Here is a 21,561-nt window from a genome sequence, read left to right as displayed (position 1 = left end):
ATGACCGAAGCCAAAGATCTCCAGCGTGAACTGATCGCCTTTCGCATCGGCAGTCAGGAGTTCTGCGTCGACATCATGTCGGTGCGGGAAATCCGCGGCTGGACGCCGGCGACCCCTCTGCCCCGCTCGCCGGGCTATATGAAGGGCGTCATCAACCTGCGCGGCACAGTCCTGCCCATCATCGACCTGGGCGCACGCTTCGGCCTGACGACCTCGGAACCGACGGCGCGTCACGTCATCATGGTGGCCCATATCGGCGGCCGGATGGTCGGTCTGCTGGTCGATGCGGTATCCGACATCCTGCAGATGAGCGATGCCTCGGTGCAGCCGACACCCGACGTCGCCAGCGATCAGGTCAAGACCTTCGTCAAGGGCATCTTCTCGATCGACGGTCGCATGATCAGCCTGATCGAACTCGATTACATCCTGCCGCAAGTCGAGGCTGAAGCCGCATGAACGCCGCCGCCGGCCGGGGATCGATCGTCGAGGGCGAGTTCGTCTTCACCGCCGAGGATTTCCGCCACATCGCCCAGATGCTGCACGCCCATGCGGGCATCGCCTTGAACGAGGGCAAGGCCGCGCTGGTCTATTCGCGCCTGGCCAAGCGCCTGCGCACCCTGGGCCTGACCAGCTTCCGCGACTACTGCGCCCTGGTCGAGGGCGTGGACGGCGTCGACGAACGCCAAAAGATGACGGCGGCCCTGACCACCAACGTCACCCGCTTCTATCGCGAACCGCACCATTTCGACGACCTGCGCGACAGGGTCATGCCTGAACTGGCGGCGCGCGCCCGCGCCGGCGGCCGGGTCCGTCTGTGGTCGGCCGCCTGCTCGAACGGGCAGGAGCCCTATTCGATGGCCCTGACCGTGCTTCAGGCCCTGCCCGAGGCGGCCGAGCTGGATGTGCGGATCCTGGCGACCGACATCGATCCCAACATGGTCGCCCAGGGCCATGACGGCGTCTATTCCGAAGAAGCTTTGGAGCCCGCGCCCGTCACCCTGTGGCGCAAATATTTCGACCGCGCCGATCGCGGCCAGTGGGTCGCGGGCCAGCAGCTGAAGCGGCTGGTCAGCTTCAAGGAACTGAACCTGATCGGCGACTGGCCGATGAAGGGCAAGTTCGACGTCATCTTCTGCCGCAACGTCGTCATCTATTTCGATGACGCCACCCAGGAGCGGGTGTGGAAGCGGTTCACGCCGCTGATGAATCCCGGCGCGACTCTTTACATCGGTCACTCCGAACGTGTTTCCGGCCCGGCGACCAGCCAGCTGCAGACCGCCGGCCTGACCACCTACCGTTTGGGTGGCGCATGAGCCCCGTTCGCGTTCTCGTCGTCGACGACAGCCTGACCATGCGCGGCCTGATCTCGGCCGCGTTGAAGTCCGACCCCGAGATCGAGGTCGTCGGCACCGCCGCCGATCCCATCGAGGCCCGCGCGGCGATCAAGGCCCTGAACCCCGACGTCATCACCCTGGACGTCGAAATGCCCAATATGAACGGGCTGGAGTTCCTGGAAAAGATCATGCGTCTGCGGCCCATGCCGGTGGTCATGGTCTCGACCCTGACGGCGGCGGGAACCGACGTGACCCTGGCGGCGCTGGAAATCGGCGCCGTGGACGCTGTGGCCAAGCCCGCCGTGGCCAGCGTCGACGCCTTCCACGACCTGATTGGGAAGGTGAAGACCGCCGCCCGCTCGCGCGTCCGCGCCCGCGGCGATACGCCTGCTGGCGCTGCGGCGCCGCAGACCTATCGCGCCGATCCCAATCATATTCTCGCCATCGGCTCGTCCACGGGCGGGGTCGAGGCCCTGCTGACGGTGCTCAGCGGCTTCCCGCTGGACTGCCCGGCGACCGTCATCACCCAGCATATGCCGGCGACCTTCACGGCCAGCTTCGCCGCGCGTCTGGATCGCGTCTGCGCCCCGAAGGTGAGCGAAGCCGTGGACGGCGCGCTTCTGAAGCCTGGACATATCTATCTGGCCCCCGGCGGCGTGACCCATCTGGAGGTGGCCGCCGGACTGACGCCTCGCTGTCGACTGGTCGCCAGCGATCCGGTCAACGGCCACCGTCCGTCGGTCGATGTAATGTTCGACTCCGTCGCCAGGCTGAAGCGGCCGATGACCGGCGTCATCCTCACCGGCATGGGCCGCGACGGCGCCAAGGGCCTGCTGGCCATGCGTCAGGCCGGCGGCCGCACCCTGGGGCAGGATGAGGCGACCTGCGTCGTCTACGGCATGCCCAAGGCCGCCTATGAAATCGGCGCCGTGGAGCGGCAGTTGCCGCTGCACCGCCTGTCCCCCGCCATTCTCGAACTGTGCGCCGATCCGGCCGCGCGGTCAGTCGCCTAACCGGGAGCGTCCCTATGCCCGCCGCCGCCTCACTTCACTGCCTGGTCGTCGACGATCAGATGACGATGCGCTCGCTGGTCCGCACCAGCCTGCAACAGCTGGGTGTGCGCGAGATCCGCGAGGCCGCCGACGGCGAGATCGCCCTGCGCGAGATCATCAGCAAGCCCGCGCACCTGATCATCTCGGACTACAATATGCCGAACCTGGATGGTCTGGGCCTGCTGCGCGCCGTGCGCGCCCATCCCCCCACCTCCAAGACCGCCTTCATCATGCTGACGGGCCGCGCCGACCGCGAACTGGTCCAGCGCGCGGTGCAATTCGGGGTGAACAACTACTTGGTCAAGCCTTTCACCGTCGCCCAGCTGAAGGGCAAGCTGGAAGCCGTCTTCGGTCCTCTGACATGACGTTCGCCGCGCTGAAGGAGACAACCGAAAAGCGTGTCCACGTCGGTCAGGGCGAACACCACATCACGTCCGACCCCAATGTCGTCCTCAGCACCATTCTGGGGTCCTGCGTCGCCATGTGCGTGCGCGATCCGCTAGCGGGCGTCGGCGGCATGAACCACTTCCTGCTGCCCGAAGGCTCGGGCGCGGGCACCGACGCCGGGCGTCGCTACGGCGCCTATGCGATGGAGCTTCTGATCAACGACATGCTCAAGGCCGGCGCTCGTCGCGACCGGCTGGAGGCCAAGCTGTTCGGCGGCGGCCGCATGTTCGATTCCTTGCGAGACGTCGGACGCAGCAACGCCGACTTCGCCGAGAAATTCCTCCGCGACGAAGGCATTCCCGTGGTGGGCGGCAGTCTGCGCGGCGACGGCGGCCGGCGCCTGCACTATTGGCCCGTCACCGGCCGGGCCTTGCAACGCGCCGTGACCGACGTCGTCGCGCCTAAGCCCGTGCCCGTCATGGCGCCGCCGGTCGACACCGGCGCCCTGGAACTGTTCTGATCATGAGCGCCCCTCCCGAACACGCCGATCTGCTGGCCGCCGTCGCCGACGAGCTGATGCTGGTGCGCGAAGGCATCGACGGGATCGAGGCCCTGGTCAGCGACCTAGTCCGCCGCGCTCCGCCCGAGGAACGCCCCAACGCCCTGACCCAGGCCCAGGCTCTGGACGCCCTGACGCAACGCCTCGAAGCCCTGTCCGGGGTCCTGCGCATGCTGGGCGGCGGCGCCAGCCCGTCTGAAGCCGTCAGCCGGCTGTCGCTGGCCGACATGGCGGGCCGCCTGCGCCCCGCCGCCGGCGAGCAGCGACAGGCAGCGACCGCCGACGCCGGCGACCTGATGCTGTTCTGACGCCATGGCCAAGAGCGATCGGGTCAACCTGGCGCACACGACGGTCCTTCTGATCGACGACCAGCCCACGTCGCTGGATATGCTGGGCTCCATCGTCCAAGGCTTCGGCTGCAAGGAGCAGATCAAATGCGCCTCGGCCCAGGCGGCGGTCGAAATCCTGGCGCGACGCTCTGTTGATCTGATCCTGATCGACTGCATCATGCCCGACATGGACGGCTATGACTTCGTGCGCTGGCTGCGGCGCGACGCGCCTGCGCCGGCCCGCTACGTGCCCGTCATCATGATTTTGGGCCACGCCTCCCAGGCCAAGGTCCAACAGGGAAGAGACTGCGGCGCCAGCTTCATCGTCGCCAAGCCGCTGTCGCCATCGCTGCTTCTCAAGCGGATCATCTGGCTGGGCGGCGAGGACCGGGATTTCGTCGAGTCCGAACACTACATCGGGCCTGACCGTCGGGTGAGGAACTACGGTCCTCCGCCCGGCACCGACGGGCGCCGCTCAAGCGACCTGTCGGGAGATCTGGGCGAGGCGGTCGAGGAGAACATGGATCAGGACGACATCGACATGCTGTTGAAGCCGATGAAGGTCAGCTTGTGACCGAGCCCGTCGCCGCGCCCAAGCCCGCCAAGGTCCGTCGGGTTCACACTTCGCTGCAGCGTCAGATGGCGCGTCCGGGCGGCCGTCTGATCGTCGAGGCCGAATCCCGCGCCAACCAGGCTCTGGACGAACAGCGCGACAGCGTCTTCGCCCTTCTGACGGCCAACGTCGACGCGATCGAGGCCTTGTGCGCGACGCGTCCAGACGATGCTCCGGCCCAGATCTACGCCTTCGCCTCCGCCATGGTCGACATGGCCGGCTATCTGGATGTGCCGACCTTCTTCGAGGCCGCCTTCAGCCTGTGCGAGATCGCCGACCGGATGCAGGATGCCGGCGTCTGGTCCTGGCCTTCGGTCGAGGTCCACGTGCGCGCGCTTCGCCTGACCCTGGCCGCCCAAGGGCAGACCAACGCCGATTCCGACCGCCTTCTGGAAGGCCTGCGCGCCCTGGTCGCCCACGTCCCGCCCGTCTGTTAACGGCCGTTCCGTTCACGCGGAACAAGGGCGAAACGAATCAGGACCGAATCGCTGACATCGCCCGTTTCGTCCTTTGTTCACCGCGATATCTGGTAGGTTAAGCCCTCTTAACCACAAGCGCCCGACCAGCCCGCCGACTTTTTCGCCGCCCCGACTTCCCCCAATGGCCGCGACCCGCTACGGCGTCCTGCGTGGCCCCGTAGCTCAGCTGCATAGAGCAAGGCTTTCCTAAAGCCGAGGTCGCAGGTTGGAGTCCTGCCGGGGTCGCCACGTTGTCGCCAAGGCCGCCATCAGCTTACACAATGATGCCTTGACCATCGTCAACGCGAGTCTCGCCCCTATGGAGTTGACGGACGCTCCTCAGCGCAGCCTGACGTTTCTTCTGCTCTACGCCTTGGCTTGGGGCGCTGGCGTCGTCGCCTATGTGCCGCTGCTGACCCTCATTCTGCCTGTGAAAATCGAGGCGATCGCAGGCGCCGACAAGATGGCGCTGCTTAGCCTCACGACCCTAGTCGGCGCGGCTGTGGCGAGTGTGGTCAATATCGGCGTTGGCGTCCTGAGCGATCGGACGGTGATGGGGCGGCGGGGGCGCCGTCCCTGGATTCTGGGGGGGCTGATCCTGACGCTGTGCGGCTACGAATGCATCCACGCCGCATCGACGCCGGTCCAGGTCGTGCTGGCCGTGGCGATCTTTCAGGCAGCCCTTAACACCATGCTTGCGCCGTTGAGCGCCATGGCGGCCGATGAGGTGCCGGACAGTCAGAAGGGACTGATCGGCGGCTTGATGGGGGCGGTCTACACCTTTGGAGGGATCGCCGGCGTCCTGGTCACGGCGTCCCCCGCCTTTGGCGAGGGGTTGCAGCTGGTCATGACCGGCGTCTTGGTAACGGCAGGCGTCGTGCCGCTGCTGATCGTGTCGCGGAGACGTGGCGCGATCATCCCGGCCGCCGTCACGGACGTTTCCACGAAGGCTCTGAGGGTGCGCAATCTGGCCAGGGTGTGGATCGCACGGCTGTTGATCCAGATCGCGGGGACGATCTTTTTCGCCTATCTACTCTTCTACTTCGAGACCGTGGACCGGACTGGTCTTCGCTTTGGTCCGACGGATGTGGCGGGGCAGGTCGCCTGGTTGTCCAGTATCGTGACGGTGGTGCTGGCGCCGCTTGCCATTGCGGCCGGGCGCTTCTCAGACGCCCTGCGAATGCGAAAGCCCTTCCTCCTCCTATCCGCCGCCATGACGATGGTCGGCGCCGTGGTTATGGGCGTTTGGCCACAATGGGCGCCGGCGGCCTTGGGTTATGTGCTTTTCGCTTGCGGCGCGTCGCTGTTCCTCGCGTTCCAAGGCACCTATGCCATGCAGCTTTTGGTCAAGCCCCGGCATCGCGGGCGCGATATGGGGCTACTCAATTTGACCAACACCATCCCCGCCTTGATCGCGCCCGGGCTGGCGTACGTTCTCGCCGCGGAAGGCGATTTCACGATCTTGCTGCTGGCGCTCGCGGGCCTGACCTTGGTCGCATTGGTGCTGGTGATGCAGATCAGCGAACAGGCGGACTGGTGGCCTGACGGGGGGCAACAGGGCGACCAAGCCCCGTAACAATTTGTGGCTGCTTTGTGGTTGTGAACGCTCTCAAATCGTGATCTACCCACGCTCAGAGAGGTCGAAGAACCTCCGGGAGTAGAGACAACGGGATCAGCTTGCAATCGGGCCGAGTGTCGTCGCCACGCATAGGCGCCGACGTCTTTCGTCCGATCAAAGGCGTCGATGCGCATCCGGATGTTGCTGGCGAGGTCTGGCGATGTCGGGCTGTCGCTCCGTCGTGCTGGCTGCATCTCTCTGACGGGGAGAGGCTATGTTCAGGAAGCGGTATCGGGGATGGCTGGGGCTGACGATCAGCGCTCTGGCGCTCGGCGTGGTCCAGCCGTGGTCTGCACCGGCCCTCGCCGCGCAGTCGCAAGTGGTCTCGGCTGCCCTGCCGGACGCCCGGACGCGAGCGGACGCGCTTGTCGCGCGGATGACGCGTGAAGAGAAGCTCAGTCTGGTGCATGGCTATTTCCCGCCCATGGCGGACCGAACGCCGGGGGCGCCGCTGGATCAGATGATCCCGTCGGCGGGCTATGTGCCCGGCGTGCCGCCTTTGCGTGAAAGCGACGCGAGCCTGGGCGTCGCCAACCAAGTCGAACAGCGCAAGGGCGACGTCGCTACCGCCCTGCCGTCCAGCCTGGCGACCGCAGCCACCTTTGATCCTGAGATCGCCTATGCCGGCGGTGCGATGATCGGGTCCGAGGCGCGTTCAAAGACGTTCAATGTCTTGTTGGCGGGCGGGGTCAACCTGACGCGCGACCCGTGGAACGGGCGCAACTTCGAATATCTCGGTGAGGATCCTCTGCTGGCCGGTGTTCTGGCCGGCGAACACATTCGCGGCGTCCAGTCGAACAACATCGTCTCCACGATCAAACATTTCGCCTTCAACAGTCAGGAAACCGGGCGAATGATCATGGACGCCCGTCTGGGCGAGGCGGCGCTGCGGGAAAGCGACCTGCTGGCGTTTCAGATCGCGATCGAGCGCGGTCGTCCCGGCTCGGTGATGTGCGCCTACAACCGGGTCAATGGCGACTATGCCTGCGAAAACGACTTCCTGCTCAATCAGGTTCTGAAGCGCGACTGGGCCTATCCGGGTTGGGTCATGTCCGACTGGGGGGCGGTGCATTCCACGGAAAAGGCCGCCAACAGCGGCCTGGACCAGGAGTCGGGCCAGGAGTTGGACCGTCAGATCTACTTCGGCGCGCCGCTGGGCGAGGCCGTCGCGGCGGGCCGCGTGTCTGAAGCCCGATTGGACGACATGGTCGCCCGCATCCTGACCGGGATGATTGAGAGCGGGGCAATGGATCACCCGGTGCGGACGACGGCCGAAACGCCGGACTACGCCGCCCATGCCGAGGTGGCGCAGCGCGCGGCGGAAGCGGGCATCGTTCTATTGAAGAACACGCGGGGCATACTGCCCTTGGCGGCGAGCGCACGTCGGATCATCGTCATCGGCGGCCATGCCGACGTCGGCGTGCTGTCGGGCGGGGGGTCGTCTCAGGTCCGCTCGGTCGGAGGCGCGCCCATAGAAATCCCGCTGACGTCGGGGGCGGCTTCGTCCTTCGCTCGCGTCACCTATCATGCTTCTTCGCCGCTGGCGGCGATCAAGGCTGAGGCGCCGGATGCGGATGTGACCTTCGTCGGCGGCGCAGACGCCGCGCGGGCCGTCGCCGCCGCGCGCAATGCGGACGTCGTCCTGGTCTTCGCCACCCAATGGACCACCGAAGCGCAGGACGTCGAAGACCTGAAACTGCCGAACGGTCAGGACGATCTGATCCGGGCCGTCGCCGCCGCTAATCCTCAGACCGCAGTCATCCTGGAAACGGGCGGTCCTGTGCTCATGCCGTGGATCGACGAGGTCGCGGCGGTGGTCCAGGCCTGGTATCCGGGACAGCGCGGGGGCGAAGCGATCGCGCGCATCCTGTTCGGAAAGGTGAACCCCTCGGGCCGCCTGCCAATCACCTTCCCGCGCGACGCCGATCAGCCGCCCCGGCCCACGCCCCCAGGCCTGCAGGCGCTGAAGGAGTCCGATGCCGCCTCCAATGCCGGCTCAGGCTCCGCTGCGGAGTTCAAACCGTTCCCCGTGGAGTATCCCGAAGGATCGGATGTCGGCTACCGCTGGTACGAGCGCGAGGGTCGCCGGCCGCTTTTTCCCTTCGGTCATGGGCTTAGCTACACGACCTTCGCCTACGACGGCTTGACGATTGAGGCCGGCGACGGGCTGCGCGTCAGCGTCGAGGTGACGAATACCGGCGATCGCGCCGGGGACGATGTCCCGCAGCTTTACGTGACCTTGCCGGACGGCGGCGCGGGGCGTCTAGCGGGCTTCGCTCGCGTCAGTCTCGCGCCGGGAGAGACGCGGCGGATCACCCTGACGGCGGAGCCTCGGGTTCTGGCCCGATACGACACGAGCGCGCCGGGTTGGCGCATCTTGCCGGGCCCCTATCGCGTCCGGGTGGCGCGCGATGCTCTGGACGAAGGAATTGGCGGAGAAGCGAGGATCACCCCGCATCTGCTGAAACCCTGAGGCAGGAAACAAGCCGCATCAACAAGCGGCGAACTGGAGGAGGAAACCGATCATGAGACTACGCAGGACATCCATTCTGACCGCCTTGCTGGCGACCACCGCCCTGGTGACGCCGGCCATGGCGCAGACAGCGCCGGAAACGACCCAGACCAACAGTCCCGACGCAACGACGCTGGACGAAATCGTCGTCACCGGCATCCGGGCGTCGCAGCAGCAGGCGATCAGCATCAAGCGCAACAGCACCGCTGTGGTCGACGCGATTTCGGCCGAGGACATCGGCAAGCTGCCTGACGTCACCGTCGCCGACGCCCTGCAGCGGATCGGCGGCATCCAGATCCAGCGTAGCGCCGGGGAGGGCGCGACGGTGAACATCCGCGGCCTTCCGCAGGTGGTGACGCTGTTGAACGGCGAGCAATACCTGGCGCCGGGCAATCTGGGCAGCGCCCAGCCGAACCTGAACGATGTGCCGGCGCAGTTGATGAACTCGATCGTCGTCTACAAGTCGATGGATGTTCACAACGCCCAGTCCGGCATCTCCGGCACGATCGACCTGCGCACCCAACGGCCGTTCAACTTCAGCGAAGGCCTGACCATCGCCAAGGCGGCCGAGTATTCGACCGGCCAGGACACGCGCCACAACGACTATCTGTTCAACGGGCTGCTCAACTGGCGCAACGATCGCTTCGGCGCGATGATCTCGGGCGTCTATTCCGAAGCCAACCTGGGCAACAACTATTCCGGGGTGTCGGGCGGCGTGTTCGGCAACAACGACTGGGGTGGTTCGGACAACAACTGGATCGCGCCGCACGGCTACGACACCTTCCATCGGGAGGTTGAACGCAAGCGCACCGGCCTGAACGGCGCCTTCACCTGGAAGATCGACGACGGTTTCGACCTGACCGGCGAGGTCTTCTACACCAAGCTGGAAGAGCATGATCGGGCGGCGGGCCTGAACATCTCCAATCGCTGGAACGGCCTCACTTGGACGACCCCCACCGCCTTCACCCAAACCGGCGTGAACGGCAGCAACGGCAATCCCTGGCTCGACGTCACCGAATACGACCTCGATGTCTGGTGGATGAACTCGTTCACGGTCAACCGCACCAAGAACAATGAGTCGACCAATCTGAACCTGGAGTTGAAATACGATCGGGGCGGGCCCTTCACCTTCTCGGCGCGCGCGCTGCATGGCGAGGCGTCGCTGCTGAGCATGAACGGGCAGGTGCAGGGCGACCTGTCGAACTGGCAATATGCGCCGGATCGCAACTTCACCCTGTTCCGCGACGCCGCCGACCGGACGCGCGGACCCTTCTATTCCGCCGCCATCGCTGCCCAGTATCCGGCCTCGCAGTATTCGAACGGCATCATCGGCTCGGCCGGCGGTCGCTACATCAACCCCAACCCGCTGGGCATCGGCAACGATCCGCAGATCCATCTGAACGTCGGCGGCGGGCAGACGGTCTGGAGCAACTTCAACAATCCGATCGTGGGCGGTTTGGGCAATGTGCCGCTGACGCAGTATATGTCCAACCTGGATAGCTACGCGGTTGCGGCCTATTCGTCCGAGGGCAACCAGCGCAACGAATCCGAACTCACCGTCGTGCGCATGGACGGCGCCTACGAGTTCCAGAACGGCCCGGCGCTGGGCTTCATCGAGAAGGTCGACGCCGGCCTGCGGCACTCGGATCGCCAAGTGTCGATCACCAACTTCCACCTGTTCTCGGACGTGAACGGCTGTTCGGTTCAGTGGAAGGCGATCGACGTCGTCATGAACCAGAACCAGTGCTCGGCCGGCGAACAGGTCCCGAACCCGGCGTTCAACCCGGCGCTTCCGGTCAGCGCCACCAACCCTCAGACCATCTTCCAGGGCTATACGGTCAATCGTCCGACGAAGCTGAACACCAACAACAACGTCTATTTCCTGGACGACTGGGGATCGATCACGCGCGGCCTGCCGGGCGTCTGGGTCGCCGATCCGCGGGACTTCGACGATGTCGTGGCCTTCCAGCAGCGCGTTTTCGGCAGCGCCTATGAAGTCATCATCCCAGGCAACAGCTATGACGTCGATCTGTATGAGGACAGCGGCTATCTGAACGCCACCGTCGGCTTCGGCAACCTGCACGGCGATGTGGGCCTGCGCGCCATCCGCACCGAGCTGCGGGTGCGCCAGAACCAGACAGGCGACACGCGCAACTACGGCGACACCAATCTGGATGTCGGCGACACCCTCTCATCGCGCACCTACACCGACTATCTGCCGTCGGTGAACATGGTCTACGATTTCAGCGACCAGCTGAAGCTGCGCGCGGCGTTCAACAAGACGATGATCCCGCTGGATCTCGGCAACTACGGCGGCGGCGTCACGATTTCGACGGCCGACTCGTCTGGGCCGACGCCGGACGATCCGACCGCTCCGCCTGTCGGCATTCGTCGCGTGACTGGCGCGACCTTTGCCGGTAGCCCGGAACTGAACCCATGGCGGTCGAACAACTATGATCTGAGCCTGGAATACTATGCAGGTCGCGCTACCATGTTCAGCGTGGCGATATTCAAGCTGGATATCGAGAGCTTCGTGGCGCGCGCTACAGTGAACGACGGCCAGTTCCCGGATGGCGACGGCATCATCCGTCGAACGGTGCCTGTCAATCGGCCGGTACAAGGCGAAAGCGGCTCGTTGCAAGGTCTAGAAATCGGCGCAAAGATCGGGCTTAGAGATCTGCTGGATGAAGGTAGCCTCTTCTACAACTTCGGCTTCGACGGCAGCTACACCTACTCCGATAGTGCGCAGAGCGATCGGAACCTGTCTGGCGACAAACTGCCGTTCATCGACAACTCCAAGCAGCAGGTCAACGCCGCGATCTGGTATCAGGGCGACAAGCTGCAGGCTCGCGTGGCCTACAACTACCGCACGCCTCGTCTGTCGAGCAGGTTCGGCGATATCCCGATCTATCAAGATACGTCCCAGTACGTTGACCTGAACGTTACCTATCAGTTCAACGAAAATCTGGTGTTCTACGCCAATGGATCCAACGTGTTCGGCGAGATTGAGGAATACTACCTCGAGTTCGAGAAGGGCGCGGAACAGTTCCACTCCCGCAATGAGTTCGAACCGCGTTGGTCTCTGGGCGTACGCGCCAAGTTCTAGACTTCCCTGAAGCCTCTGGCCGGCGGCGACCTTTGCGTTGTCGCCGGCCTCCTTTTGTCTAGCCTAGCGTGTTTACGGTTCGAGGGCCGAACGAAGACGATGACTACTCCTTCCGTCGAAGCGCCGCAGACATCCGATCGGGGCGCCGCCATCCGAAAGGTCGTGATCGTCGGCGGCGGCACGGCGGGCTGGATGGCGGCGGCGGCGCTTGCCCGGCATCTGGCGTCGACAGACATCGCCATCACGGTGGTGGAGTCTTCAGAGATAGGCACGGTCGGGGTCGGCGAGGCGACCATACCGACGATCCGACGCTTCTACGCCCAACTGGGGCTCACCGACGCCGATGTGATGTCCGCGACCCAGGCCACCTGCAAGCTTGGAATCCGCTTCGAGGGGTGGGGCGGGCCTCGCTCGGACTTCATCCATCCCTTCGGTCTCTACGGCCAGGATCTGAACGGCGTCGGGTTTTATCACTATTGGATGCGGCAGGCGGAAACCGGAGACGCCACGCCCCTGTCGGCCTATTCGCTCGGAGCGTCGCTGGCGCTGGCGAACAAGTTCGTGGAGCCGTCGCCCAATCCGCCCTCCAGCCTGTCGGTCTTCGATTGGGCCCTGCATTTCGACGCCGCCCTGTTTGCACAACGCCTTCGCCGCTATGCGGAGGGCTCCGGCGTAACGCGTATCGATGCGCGCATCGCCACCGTGAAGCTTCGTCCGCAGGACGGCTTCATTGACAGGCTGGTCCTGGATGACGGGCGCGAGATTGAAGGCGATCTCTTCGTGGATTGCTCGGGTTTCCGGGGGCTGCTGATCGGCGAAGCCTTGGGAACGCCCTACGAGGACTGGGGCGACTGGCTGGCCTGCGATGCCGCCTATGCCGTTCAGACCGAGAATACGCCTGACGACGTCATTGCGCCCTACACGCGGGTGACGGCGCATCAGGCCGGTTGGCGTTGGCGCATTCCGTTGCGGCACCGAACGGGCAACGGCCTGGTCTTTTCCAGCGCCCATATGTCGGACGACGCGGCGCAAGCCGCGCTGGTGAGCAATCTGCAAGGTCGCCCCTTGGCGGCGCCGCGCCGCATCGATTTCCGTCCGGGCAGGCGCCGCCAGGCCTGGGTGAAGAACTGCGTGGCGCTGGGTCTCGCCGCAGGCTTTCTGGAGCCTTTGGAAAGCACCAGCATCGCCCTGATCGAGAACGGCATCGAACGGTTGAAGGCGCTGTTTCCAGATCGCGATTTCGTCCCCGCCGTGCTCGATGAGTTCAACGACCAATCAGCGCGCGAGATGGAGCGCACGCGCGACTTCATCATCCTGCACTATTGGCTGAACGGCCGGGACGAAGCCTTCTGGCGCGAGCGGCGCGAGGCGGCCGTGCCCGACACCCTGAGGCGCAAGGTCGATCTCTGGAAGGCGAGGGGGCGTTTGTCCGCTATCGCTGGGAGATGTTCCACCCGGCCAGTTGGCTCGCCATCTATGACGGGCTCGGGCTCATGCCGGAACGTGTGGACCCGGCCGTTCAAGGGATCGACCCCGTGCAACTGCAGCAGGGACTGTGGGGGATGCGCGATGCGGTCGCCGATATGGTCGAGCGCACAACCAGTCACGACGCCTTCCTCGCCCGCTTCGGGGGCGTGAGCGATCCGAAGAGGATTTCCAATGCAAGCTGACCCGTCCCGCAAGATCCGCAAGGTCTGTATCGTCGGCGGCGGGACCGCAGGATGGATGGCGGCAGCGCTGCTGTCCGAACATCTGAAGGGCGCGCTCGGTCAGATCGAACTGGTGGAGAGCGACGACATCGGCACGATCGGGGTGGGGGAGTCCACCGTGCCGCCCTTCCTGCAACTGCTGGCCAAACTGGGCGTGGATGAACAGGTCTTCGTGCGAGAGGTGCAGGCCAGCTTCAAACTGGGCATCGAATTCAGAGACTGGAAGGCCAAGGGCCAGAGCTATTTTCACCCTTTCGGCACGATCGGCGCGCCGGTCGATCTGGCTGACTTTTACCAGGTCTGGTTGAAGGCCGCATTGCAAGGCTATCCGGGTGGCCTCCAGGATTTCGCGCCGGCGGCGGTGATGGCGCGCGAAGGGCGGTTTACCCTGCCGTTCAAGGCGTCGCGCACGCCGGTCGGCGGCGCCAGCTACGCGCTGCATGTCGACGCCAAAAGGGTCGCACGCTTCCTGCGCACCTTCGCCGAAGCGCGCGGGGTGAGCCGCGTCGAGGGCATTGTCGAGGATGTGCGTGTTCGAGACGATGGGTTCGTCGATCATCTTGTCCTCAAGGACGGCCGGACGGTCGAGGCGGATTTCTTCATCGACTGCTCGGGCTTTCGCAGCCTGCTGATCGGCAAGGCGTTGAAGGTCGGCTATCACGACTGGTCCCACTGGCTGCTGTGCGACCGGGCGATCGCCGTCCAGACAGAGAATGTCGGCCCGCCTGCGCCCTACACCCTGGCCCAGGCGCGGGATTACGGCTGGCGCTGGCGTATCCCGCTGCAATACCGAACCGGCAACGGCTATGTCTTCTGCAGCCAGTATCTGAGCGATGACGAGGCCACGGCCAGCCTGATGGCCCAGGTCGAGGGCGCGCCCGTCGTGAAGCCGATGGTGGTGCCCTTCAAGACCGGCGTTCGAGAGCGCCTCTGGGACAAGAACGTACTGGCGCTGGGGCTGGCCGGAGGCTTTATCGAGCCGCTGGAATCGACCGCAATCCATCTGATCTATCGCGGGCTGGACTTCTTCTTCCGCTTCTTGCCGGATCGCGACCTCGATCCGGTGCTGGCCGACGAATACAATCGACGCATGATCGCCGATTACGAGGAGATCAGGGACTTCATCGTCCTGCACTATTGCCTGACCGAACGAGACGACACGCCCTTCTGGCGCGCCTGTCGTACGATGGAGCTTCCGCCCGAACTGAAGCGCAAGATCGCGCTGTTCCGAAGCGGCGGACGTCTGGCCGAGGGGCTCGACGAACTGTTCCGGGCCGTCAGCTGGCAGTCGGTGATGGAGGGGATGGGTGTTCGACCGCAAACCTTCCATCCGCTGACGGACCGCATTCCCTTCGACGACGTCCCGGGCCAGCTAAATCATGCGGCGGAGCTGCTGAGACGGGTCGTCGCCGATTTGCCGACGCATCAGCAGTTCATCGACCGACACTGCGCCGCCCCGCCGCCGCAAGTCAGCGCCTAAGGCGCTGGAGCCGGACCGGAGGATCATCTAGCCTTGGTTTTATGGTGAAGCTGGAACAGGCCGCGTCAAGCGCTGCGCGCAAGGTGACGATCAAACATGTCGCGGCCGAGGCCGGCGTGTCGTTGCAGACGGTGTCGCGCGTCATCAACAACGGCCCTAACGTCCGGCCGGAGGTGCGCGAACGGGTCAACGCCGCCGTGGCCAGGCTGGGCTACGTCCCCAGTCTGGCGGCCCAGCGCATGGGCGGATCGCGCTCCTATCTGCTTCTGGCGCTGAACGATCGTGATCGGACCATAGAGGGCTGGCGGTCGGGCGAGGGGACCGACTGGGTCGATCAGATGCTCTTGGGCGGCATGCTGAAATGCGCCGAGGCCGGCTATCGGATGATCTTCGAACTGGTCGACACCCATTCGGCCCATGTCGAGCGGGAGGTGAAGGCGGCGATTGCTGCGCTTCACCCTGACGGCGTGATCCTGACGCCGCCCCACTCGGACAATCCGCTGATCACCGGGCTGCTGGTGGATCTGGGTCTGCCGTTCGCGCGGATAGGCTCCACGGCGACGGGCGCAGGCTTCAGCATCGCGATGGACGACTACGCCGCCGCCGAAACGGCGACGAACCATCTTCTCGATCTGGGACATCGTCGGATCGGCTTCATCAGCGGCAGGCCCGAATACGCTCTGAGCGGCGCGCGGCTTCAGGGATATCGTGCGGCGATGGCGGGGCGTGGCCTGCCCGACGACGCCGATCTGGTCGGACTTGGCGACTTCACCTTCGCATCGGGCGAAGCGGCGATGGAGACCTTCTGCGACCTAGGCCATCCGCCGACGGCCATCGTGGCGTCCAACGACCAGATGGCGTTGGCGGCTCTGCGCGTCGCAGGTCGAAGAGGCCTCGCCGTGCCGCACGATCTCGCCATCATCAGCTTCGACGACACCCCCATCGTGCGCTTCAGCAATCCCCCGCTGACCGCTGTCGTCCAACCGATCGCAGCGATGGCGTCTGCCGCGGCGGACCTGCTGATCCGTGCCAAGTCCGGACAGGACGACCTGCCTCAAGCATCAACTCCGCCCTTCCAACTGGCCGTCCGCGCCTCGACGGTCGCGACGTCAGATTGATGCCTCAATAGCGACGACTTGGCCGCGTTCACGCCGTCATCCACGGGGCGAACGTGGTCTGATTTTGGTCCTTCGGGGCTTACGCCAGTCGCCAGCGTTGAAGCTTTTCCAGCACGTCGGCGACGATCTGGTCGCGGGTGAAGCCGGTGATGTCGTGGGGGCGTTCGCCTTGGCCGGTCTGGGCGGTCAGTCGCCATTCCAGCAGGCGGCGGCCTTCAGGCGTCTCGCGCTGGGTCACGGCGGGACGCGGACGCGAGCGGGCGCCCAGGCGATAGATGAAGGTGCGCTCGCCCTGTTTGACCGTCAGCCATGCGACGCCGTCGTCACGCCCGATCTCGGACTCCGCCGCCTCGGCCTCCATGGCGGTGTGAACCGTTTCCAGCGCAGGCAGGCCGTGGCGCTCGATCTCATCGTCGATGTCGCTGCGGCTGGCCGGGGCCAGGATGCGTTTCAGCTGCTGAGCCAGGGGCGCGCCTTCGGTCTCGAGACTGCGGCCCGCGACGTCGGCGTTCATCTGGCGCACCAGGCCGATCGACAGCAGGATCATGATCAGGACGAAGGGCAGGGCGGCGGCCAGGGTCGCGGCCTGCAGCGCGCCCAGCCCGCCCGCCAGCAACAGGGTCGCGGCGATCAGGCCCAGCAGCAGGCACCAATAGACCCGCTGCCAGCGCGGCGTGTCGTCGGCCCCTCCGGAGGCGATGGTGTCGATCACCAGAGCGCCGGAATCGGCCGAGGTGATGAAGAAGACCGACACCAGCAGGATCGCCAGGCCCGAGGTGAAGGCCGCGCCCGGCAGTTGCTCCAGGAAGTAGAACAGGGCGGTCGACAGGTCGGCCGAAACGGCGTTGGAAATCGCGCCCGCCGCTTGGCCCATGTCCAGGCTGATCGCCGTATTGCCGAAGACGGTCATCCACAGGAAGGTGAAGCCGGCCGGCACCAGCAGCACGTTCAGCAGGAACTCACGCACCGTTCGCCCGCGCGAGATCCGGGCGATGAACATCCCTACGAACGGCGACCAGGCGATCCACCAGGCCCAGTAGAATAGGGTCCAGTCCGCCATCCAGGCGCGCGGCTCATAGGCGTACAGGGTGAAGGTCCGCTCGACGAAATGGCTGAGATAGAAGCCGATGTTCTGGACCAGCGCCTTGAACAAGAAGCCGGTCGGCCCGACCACCAGCACGAACAGCATCAGCAGCACCGCCAGCGTCAGGTTCAGCTCGGACAGCCGGCGCACCCCCTTGCCGACCCCGCTCATGACCGAGGCGGTCGCCGCCGCCATGACCACGACGATCAGCCCGACCTGAACCCAGGCCGTGTTGGGAACGCCCAGCAGATAGGTCAGGCCGCTGTTCATCTGCGACACGCCGAAACCCAGGGACGTGGCGATGCCGAACGCCGTGCCCCAGATGGCGAAGATGTCGACCGCATCGCCGATGGGTCCGTTGACGCGCTTGCCCAGCAAGGGCGACAGGCCTGACCTCAGCGTCAGCGGCAGACCCTTGCGGTGCGCGAAGAAGGCCAGGCTGAGGCCCACCAGCGCATAGATCGACCAGGCGTGGGCCCCATAGTGGAAGAAGGTGATGCCCATGGCCTGACGCGCGGCGTCGAAGGTGCGGCCGGCGCCCTCGGGCGGATTGATATAGTGCTGGATCGGCTCGGCGACGCCGAAATACATCAGGCCGATCCCCATGCCGGCGGCGAACAGCATGGCCAGCCAGGACAGATAGGGAAAGTCCGGTTCGGCGTCGTCCGGCCCCAGCTTCAGCGCGCCCGTGGGGCCGATCGCCGGCACCAGCACCAGCCCCACGAAGGCGGCGACCGAGGCGATATAGAGCCAGCCAAAGGTGTCGATCACCCAGGCCTGAACGCTCTGGAACAGGCGGTCGGATTCTCCCGGCGCGACGATGGCGACAAGCAGCAACAGCGCGATGATGGCGCTCGCGCCCCAAAACACGCGGGGGTTCATCTTCGTGGTCAGCATCGGGTCAAAGCGTATGGCGAAGCTGACAGTTCCCAGCTTGGCCACAACCGCGCCGTCTCGATGAAGAAGATGTAATCGGCATGAAGAAGATGTAACTTTGCGATGCAAAGTGGACGGGGGATAGTCAGGCCTATCGACGGGCGCGAATAGACGCCTGCGCACTCTTTCAGGATCGCCGGGGCATGACCTCTTCCAAACTCGTTCTCATGCTGGGTGCGGCCGCCGTCGCCCTGCCCGGCGCCGCTCTGGCTCAATCCCAGAATTCGTCCCAGACCGCCTCGCAGACCCCGCCGCCGGCGGCGACGAGCCAGCCGGCCGTTCAGGCCCCGGCGACGACGGCCCAGACGCCCGCGCCGCGCGCTCAGACAGCCGAACCGGCCCAGCGACAGCAGCCCGCCAGCGTCGGCGACGTGGTCGTCAACGCCCGCGCCGCCGATGTGCGCACCTCGATCGATTCCACCAGCTACAGCCTAGCCAATGATCTTCAGGCCACGACCGGGACCCTGGCCGACGCTTTGCGCAACATCCCCTCGGTCGAGGTCGACCCCGACGGCAACGTCAGCCTGCGCGGCGATTCCAATGTCACGATCCTGATCGACGGCCGCCCGGCGACCCAGTTCAACGGCCCCAGCCGCGGCCAGATGATCCAGCAGATTCCGGCCGCGCAGTATGCCCGCATCGAAGTGATGACCAATCCGTCGGCGGCCTACAGCCCCGAGGGTTCGGGCGGCGTCATCAACCTGATCTCCAAGCCCACCACGGTCCGCCCGACCCAGACCACCAACGGCTCGATCCGCGCCAATGTCGGCGACGGCGGCCGCTACAACATCGGCGCGAACATCGCTCATGTGAACGGCAAGACGACCCTGACGGCCGATGTCGGCATCCGTCACGACGGCTATCTGGCCGAAACCAATCGCGTGCGCGAACGTCTGGACACCGGTTCGGGCCGCTTCCTGGAGTCGCGCCAGAGCCAAGACATCGACGGCGCCTCCGACAGCGCCTACCTCCGCCTGTCCGCCCAATATGATCTGGATGCCAAGACCCAGCTGGTCGGCGAACTGCGTCACACCGACGTCGACGCAGGCGGCGACGGCGTCACCCTGTACGAAGCCGACAATGCGGCCGGCGGCATCGGTTCGGCCTATCGCCGCAGCGGAGACGGCCGCTTCAAGGGTCAGTTCTCGGGCGCCACGGCGCGAGTGCTGCGTCGCTTCGACGACCAGGGCCACGAATGGACCAATGAGGTCCGCTTCGACCGCAACAACTTCAACTTCACCTCTGACAGCTTCGTCGATCAACAGATCCCGGTCGCCGCGAACTTCATCGAGGCCACCGCCAATGAAAACCATCAGGACCAGTGGGGCGTCACCAGCGCCTATGTCCGGCCGCTGTCGGACGGCGGCAAGCTGCGCCTCGGCTATGAGCTGCAGGCCACGCTGCTGGAGCTGGACAACCGTGTCGCGCGCGGTCCGACCCAGGCGGCCCTGACGCCCGACCCGCTGGTGTCCAACCGCTTCGACGTCGATCAGGTCGTCCACGCCCTGTACGTCACCTACGAGAAGCCCTTCAGCGAGAAGCTGTCGGCCCAGTTCGGCCTGCGTCTGGAACAGGCGAACCTGGATTTGAATCAGGTCACCAGCGGCATCAAGACGTCCCAGGACTACTTCCGCGCCTATCCGACCGGCCATCTGTCCTACAAGCTGAACGACAAGGACACCGTGCGCGCCAGCTACAGCCGTCGCATCCAGCGTCCTGGCCCGGCCGATCTGAACCCCTTTCTCACCTATGGCGACCCGCAGAACTATCGCTCGGGCAACCCGGATCTGGAGCCGCAGGAGACGGATTCGTATGAGCTGAACTGGCAGCGCCGCGTCCAGCAGACCTTCTACCAGGCGACCCTCTACTACCGCGACACCAACAAGGCCTTCACCCAGACGACCGTCGACCTGGGCAACGGCGTCTTCCTGACCCGGCCCGAGAACCTGGGCGCCAGCACCTCGACCGGGCTTGAGCTGGTCGCCAACGGCCCGCTGCTGCCGACCCTGCGCTACAGCGCCAGCCTGAACGTCTACCGTCAGGAAATCGACGCCGCCGGCATCGTCGGCGCCCAGGATCGCTCGGGCGACGCCGTCTCGGGGCGCCTGTCGCTGAACTGGCAGCCGACGCCCAAGGACTTCGTCCAGATCTCCGGCGTCTGGAGCGGCGATCAGCTGCTGGCCCAAGGGGTGCGCGAGCAGTCGACCCTGGTCAACCTGGGCTATCGCCGCAAGCTAAACGATGCCTGGTCGATGCAGATGACGGTGCGCGACCTGTTCGACGACTTCGGCTCGACCACCACCCTGACGACCCCGACCTTCCGCGACCGTTCCGAGCAGACCTTCGGCGGGCGTGCGGCCTATATCGGCCTGACCTGGAACTTCGGCGGCGGGCAGCGTCGCCCCGAACAGTTCGACTTCCAGGGTCCGACGACCGGCGGCTGACAAGGCGTTGACCGGCTTATGAGGCGCGGGCTCAGGTCCGCGTCTCCCAGGCCAGCCAGGCGGCGACCACGATCAGGCCGCCGGCCATCACCGCGCGCAGGGCGCGACCCTGCATCCGGGGCGCCAGCCGCGCCGCGCCCGCGCCACCGATCACGATCAGGCTGTGCACCAGGACGGCGACCGCCAGATGCAGGCTCCCCAGCGTCAGGGCCTGCCTCAGCGGCGCGCCGTGGTCGGGCCGCATGAAGGTCGGCAGCAGCGCCACATAGAAGACCGCGGCCTTGGGATTCAGCAGATTGCCCATCAGGCCGCGCACGAACAGGCCGCGCAGCGAGCGCGCGTCCGGTGTGGTCGCCGCCTCGATCGTCGGCGCGCGCCAGGCCTCCCACGCCAGCCACAGCAGAAACAGCACGCCCGCCCAACGCAGGCCTTGATACAGCGGCGGCAAGACGGAAAAGACCTCCGTCAGCCCATAGGCGGCCGCCAGCATCCACACCGCCAGCCCCAGGGTCACGCCCGCCACCGCCGCGAAACCGGCCAGCCGACCCCGCGCCAGGGCGACCAGCGCCAGCCAACCCATGTTCGGCCCCGGCGTCAGCTCGATCAGCGCCACGGCGATCAAAAAGGGGCCGACGACGGCCGGATCGACAGGCCAGGCGGAATGGGCGATCACGAGGCGCTCCTGTTCGCCAGAGCCTAGGCGCGCGGCGGCGAAACGGACAGCCCCGAAAGCCGCCCAGCGGACCCCTTGTGTGACCCGATCGTCACACCCACCTCGATCTCAACGGCGCGCTGCTCAGCAGAGGGTGCGCTGAAATCCAT

17 protein-coding genes and 1 tRNA gene are annotated in these 21,561 nt (G+C 65.7%); 16 read left to right on the top strand and 2 right to left on the bottom strand.

All coding sequences use genetic code 11. The annotated features are described in order from the left end of the window. The 15 genes from LG306_RS16300 to LG306_RS16230 all read left to right on the top strand — a co-directional run bounded on the left by LG306_RS16300 (position 1) and on the right by LG306_RS16230 (position 16,275). The gene (locus LG306_RS16300) at positions 1-456 is read left to right on the top strand and encodes a chemotaxis protein CheW (protein ID WP_017505898.1); all 456 of its coding nucleotides are present in this window, start codon (positions 1-3) and stop codon (positions 454-456) included. Then, a complete protein-coding gene (locus tag LG306_RS16295) occupies positions 453-1,313 on the top strand; it encodes a CheR family methyltransferase (RefSeq protein WP_404416727.1) in 861 nt (286 codons plus the stop codon). Before LG306_RS16300 ends, LG306_RS16295 begins: the two co-directional genes overlap by 4 nt. Further along, entirely contained in the window at positions 1,310-2,347 is a 1,038-nt protein-coding gene (locus tag LG306_RS16290; RefSeq protein ID WP_404416724.1) for a chemotaxis response regulator protein-glutamate methylesterase, read from the top strand. Before LG306_RS16295 ends, LG306_RS16290 begins: the two co-directional genes overlap by 4 nt. 14 nt (positions 2,348-2,361) lie before the next feature. Further along, entirely contained in the window at positions 2,362-2,751 is a 390-nt protein-coding gene (locus LG306_RS16285) for a response regulator (RefSeq protein ID WP_017505895.1), read from the top strand. Continuing rightward, positions 2,748-3,293 (top strand): chemotaxis protein CheD, encoded by a 546-nt coding sequence (locus LG306_RS16280; protein ID WP_404416720.1) that lies wholly within the window; start codon positions 2,748-2,750, stop codon positions 3,291-3,293. Before LG306_RS16285 ends, LG306_RS16280 begins: the two co-directional genes overlap by 4 nt. Positions 3,294-3,295: 2 nt before the next feature. Next, positions 3,296-3,640, top strand: coding sequence for a hypothetical protein (locus tag LG306_RS16275; protein ID WP_112862698.1), 345 nt, complete (start codon positions 3,296-3,298; stop codon positions 3,638-3,640). A gap of 4 nt (positions 3,641-3,644) precedes the next feature. Then, positions 3,645-4,235, top strand: coding sequence for a response regulator (locus LG306_RS16270; RefSeq protein ID WP_404416717.1), 591 nt, complete (start codon positions 3,645-3,647; stop codon positions 4,233-4,235). Further along, entirely contained in the window at positions 4,232-4,711 is a 480-nt protein-coding gene (locus LG306_RS16265) for a hypothetical protein (RefSeq protein WP_404416715.1), read from the top strand. The genes LG306_RS16270 and LG306_RS16265 overlap by 4 nt, the downstream gene beginning before the upstream one ends. 193 nt (positions 4,712-4,904) lie before the next feature. Further along, a tRNA-Arg gene (locus tag LG306_RS16260) sits at positions 4,905-4,981 on the top strand. A gap of 40 nt (positions 4,982-5,021) precedes the next feature. Beyond that, positions 5,022-6,308 carry an MFS transporter gene (locus tag LG306_RS16255; protein WP_404416712.1) on the top strand — a complete coding sequence of 429 codons (1,287 nt, stop codon included), beginning with the start codon at positions 5,022-5,024 and terminating at the stop codon, positions 6,306-6,308. Between the two features lie 256 nt (positions 6,309-6,564). Beyond that, positions 6,565-8,823: a beta-glucosidase gene (locus LG306_RS16250; protein WP_404416709.1), complete on the top strand. Its 2,259-nt coding sequence runs from the start codon at positions 6,565-6,567 to the stop codon at positions 8,821-8,823. A 52-nt stretch (positions 8,824-8,875) separates the two neighbouring features. Further along, positions 8,876-11,968: a TonB-dependent receptor gene (locus LG306_RS16245; protein ID WP_404416706.1), complete on the top strand. Its 3,093-nt coding sequence runs from the start codon at positions 8,876-8,878 to the stop codon at positions 11,966-11,968. A gap of 99 nt (positions 11,969-12,067) precedes the next feature. Beyond that, entirely contained in the window at positions 12,068-13,606 is a 1,539-nt protein-coding gene (locus LG306_RS16240) for a tryptophan halogenase family protein (RefSeq protein WP_404416703.1), read from the top strand. Between the two features lie 21 nt (positions 13,607-13,627). Continuing rightward, on the top strand, positions 13,628-15,157 hold the full coding sequence (locus tag LG306_RS16235; RefSeq protein WP_404416700.1) for a tryptophan halogenase family protein: 1,530 nt from the start codon (positions 13,628-13,630) through the stop codon (positions 15,155-15,157). A gap of 41 nt (positions 15,158-15,198) precedes the next feature. Further along, positions 15,199-16,275: a LacI family DNA-binding transcriptional regulator gene (locus tag LG306_RS16230; RefSeq protein ID WP_404416697.1), complete on the top strand. Its 1,077-nt coding sequence runs from the start codon at positions 15,199-15,201 to the stop codon at positions 16,273-16,275. 79 nt (positions 16,276-16,354) lie between these two features. On the opposite strand, the gene LG306_RS16225 is transcribed toward LG306_RS16230, so the two are convergent. Next, positions 16,355-18,256: a BCCT family transporter gene (locus LG306_RS16225; RefSeq protein ID WP_404416694.1), complete on the bottom strand. Its 1,902-nt coding sequence runs from the start codon at positions 18,254-18,256 to the stop codon at positions 16,355-16,357. A 182-nt stretch (positions 18,257-18,438) separates the two neighbouring features. Between LG306_RS16225 and LG306_RS16220 the strand changes: the two genes are divergently transcribed. Continuing rightward, a complete protein-coding gene (locus LG306_RS16220) occupies positions 18,439-20,739 on the top strand; it encodes a TonB-dependent receptor domain-containing protein (protein ID WP_404416691.1) in 2,301 nt (766 codons plus the stop codon). A gap of 31 nt (positions 20,740-20,770) precedes the next feature. On the opposite strand, the gene LG306_RS16215 is transcribed toward LG306_RS16220, so the two are convergent. Then, positions 20,771-21,412, bottom strand: coding sequence for a LysE family translocator (locus LG306_RS16215; protein ID WP_404416688.1), 642 nt, complete (start codon positions 21,410-21,412; stop codon positions 20,771-20,773). Between the last annotated feature and the right edge of the window lie 149 nt (positions 21,413-21,561).

The sequence above is a fragment of the Brevundimonas vesicularis genome, assembly GCF_044807075.1.
Taxonomy (GTDB): Bacteria; Pseudomonadota; Alphaproteobacteria; order Caulobacterales; family Caulobacteraceae; genus Brevundimonas; species Brevundimonas vesicularis_G.
This window is presented reverse-complemented; position numbering and strand designations above follow the sequence as displayed.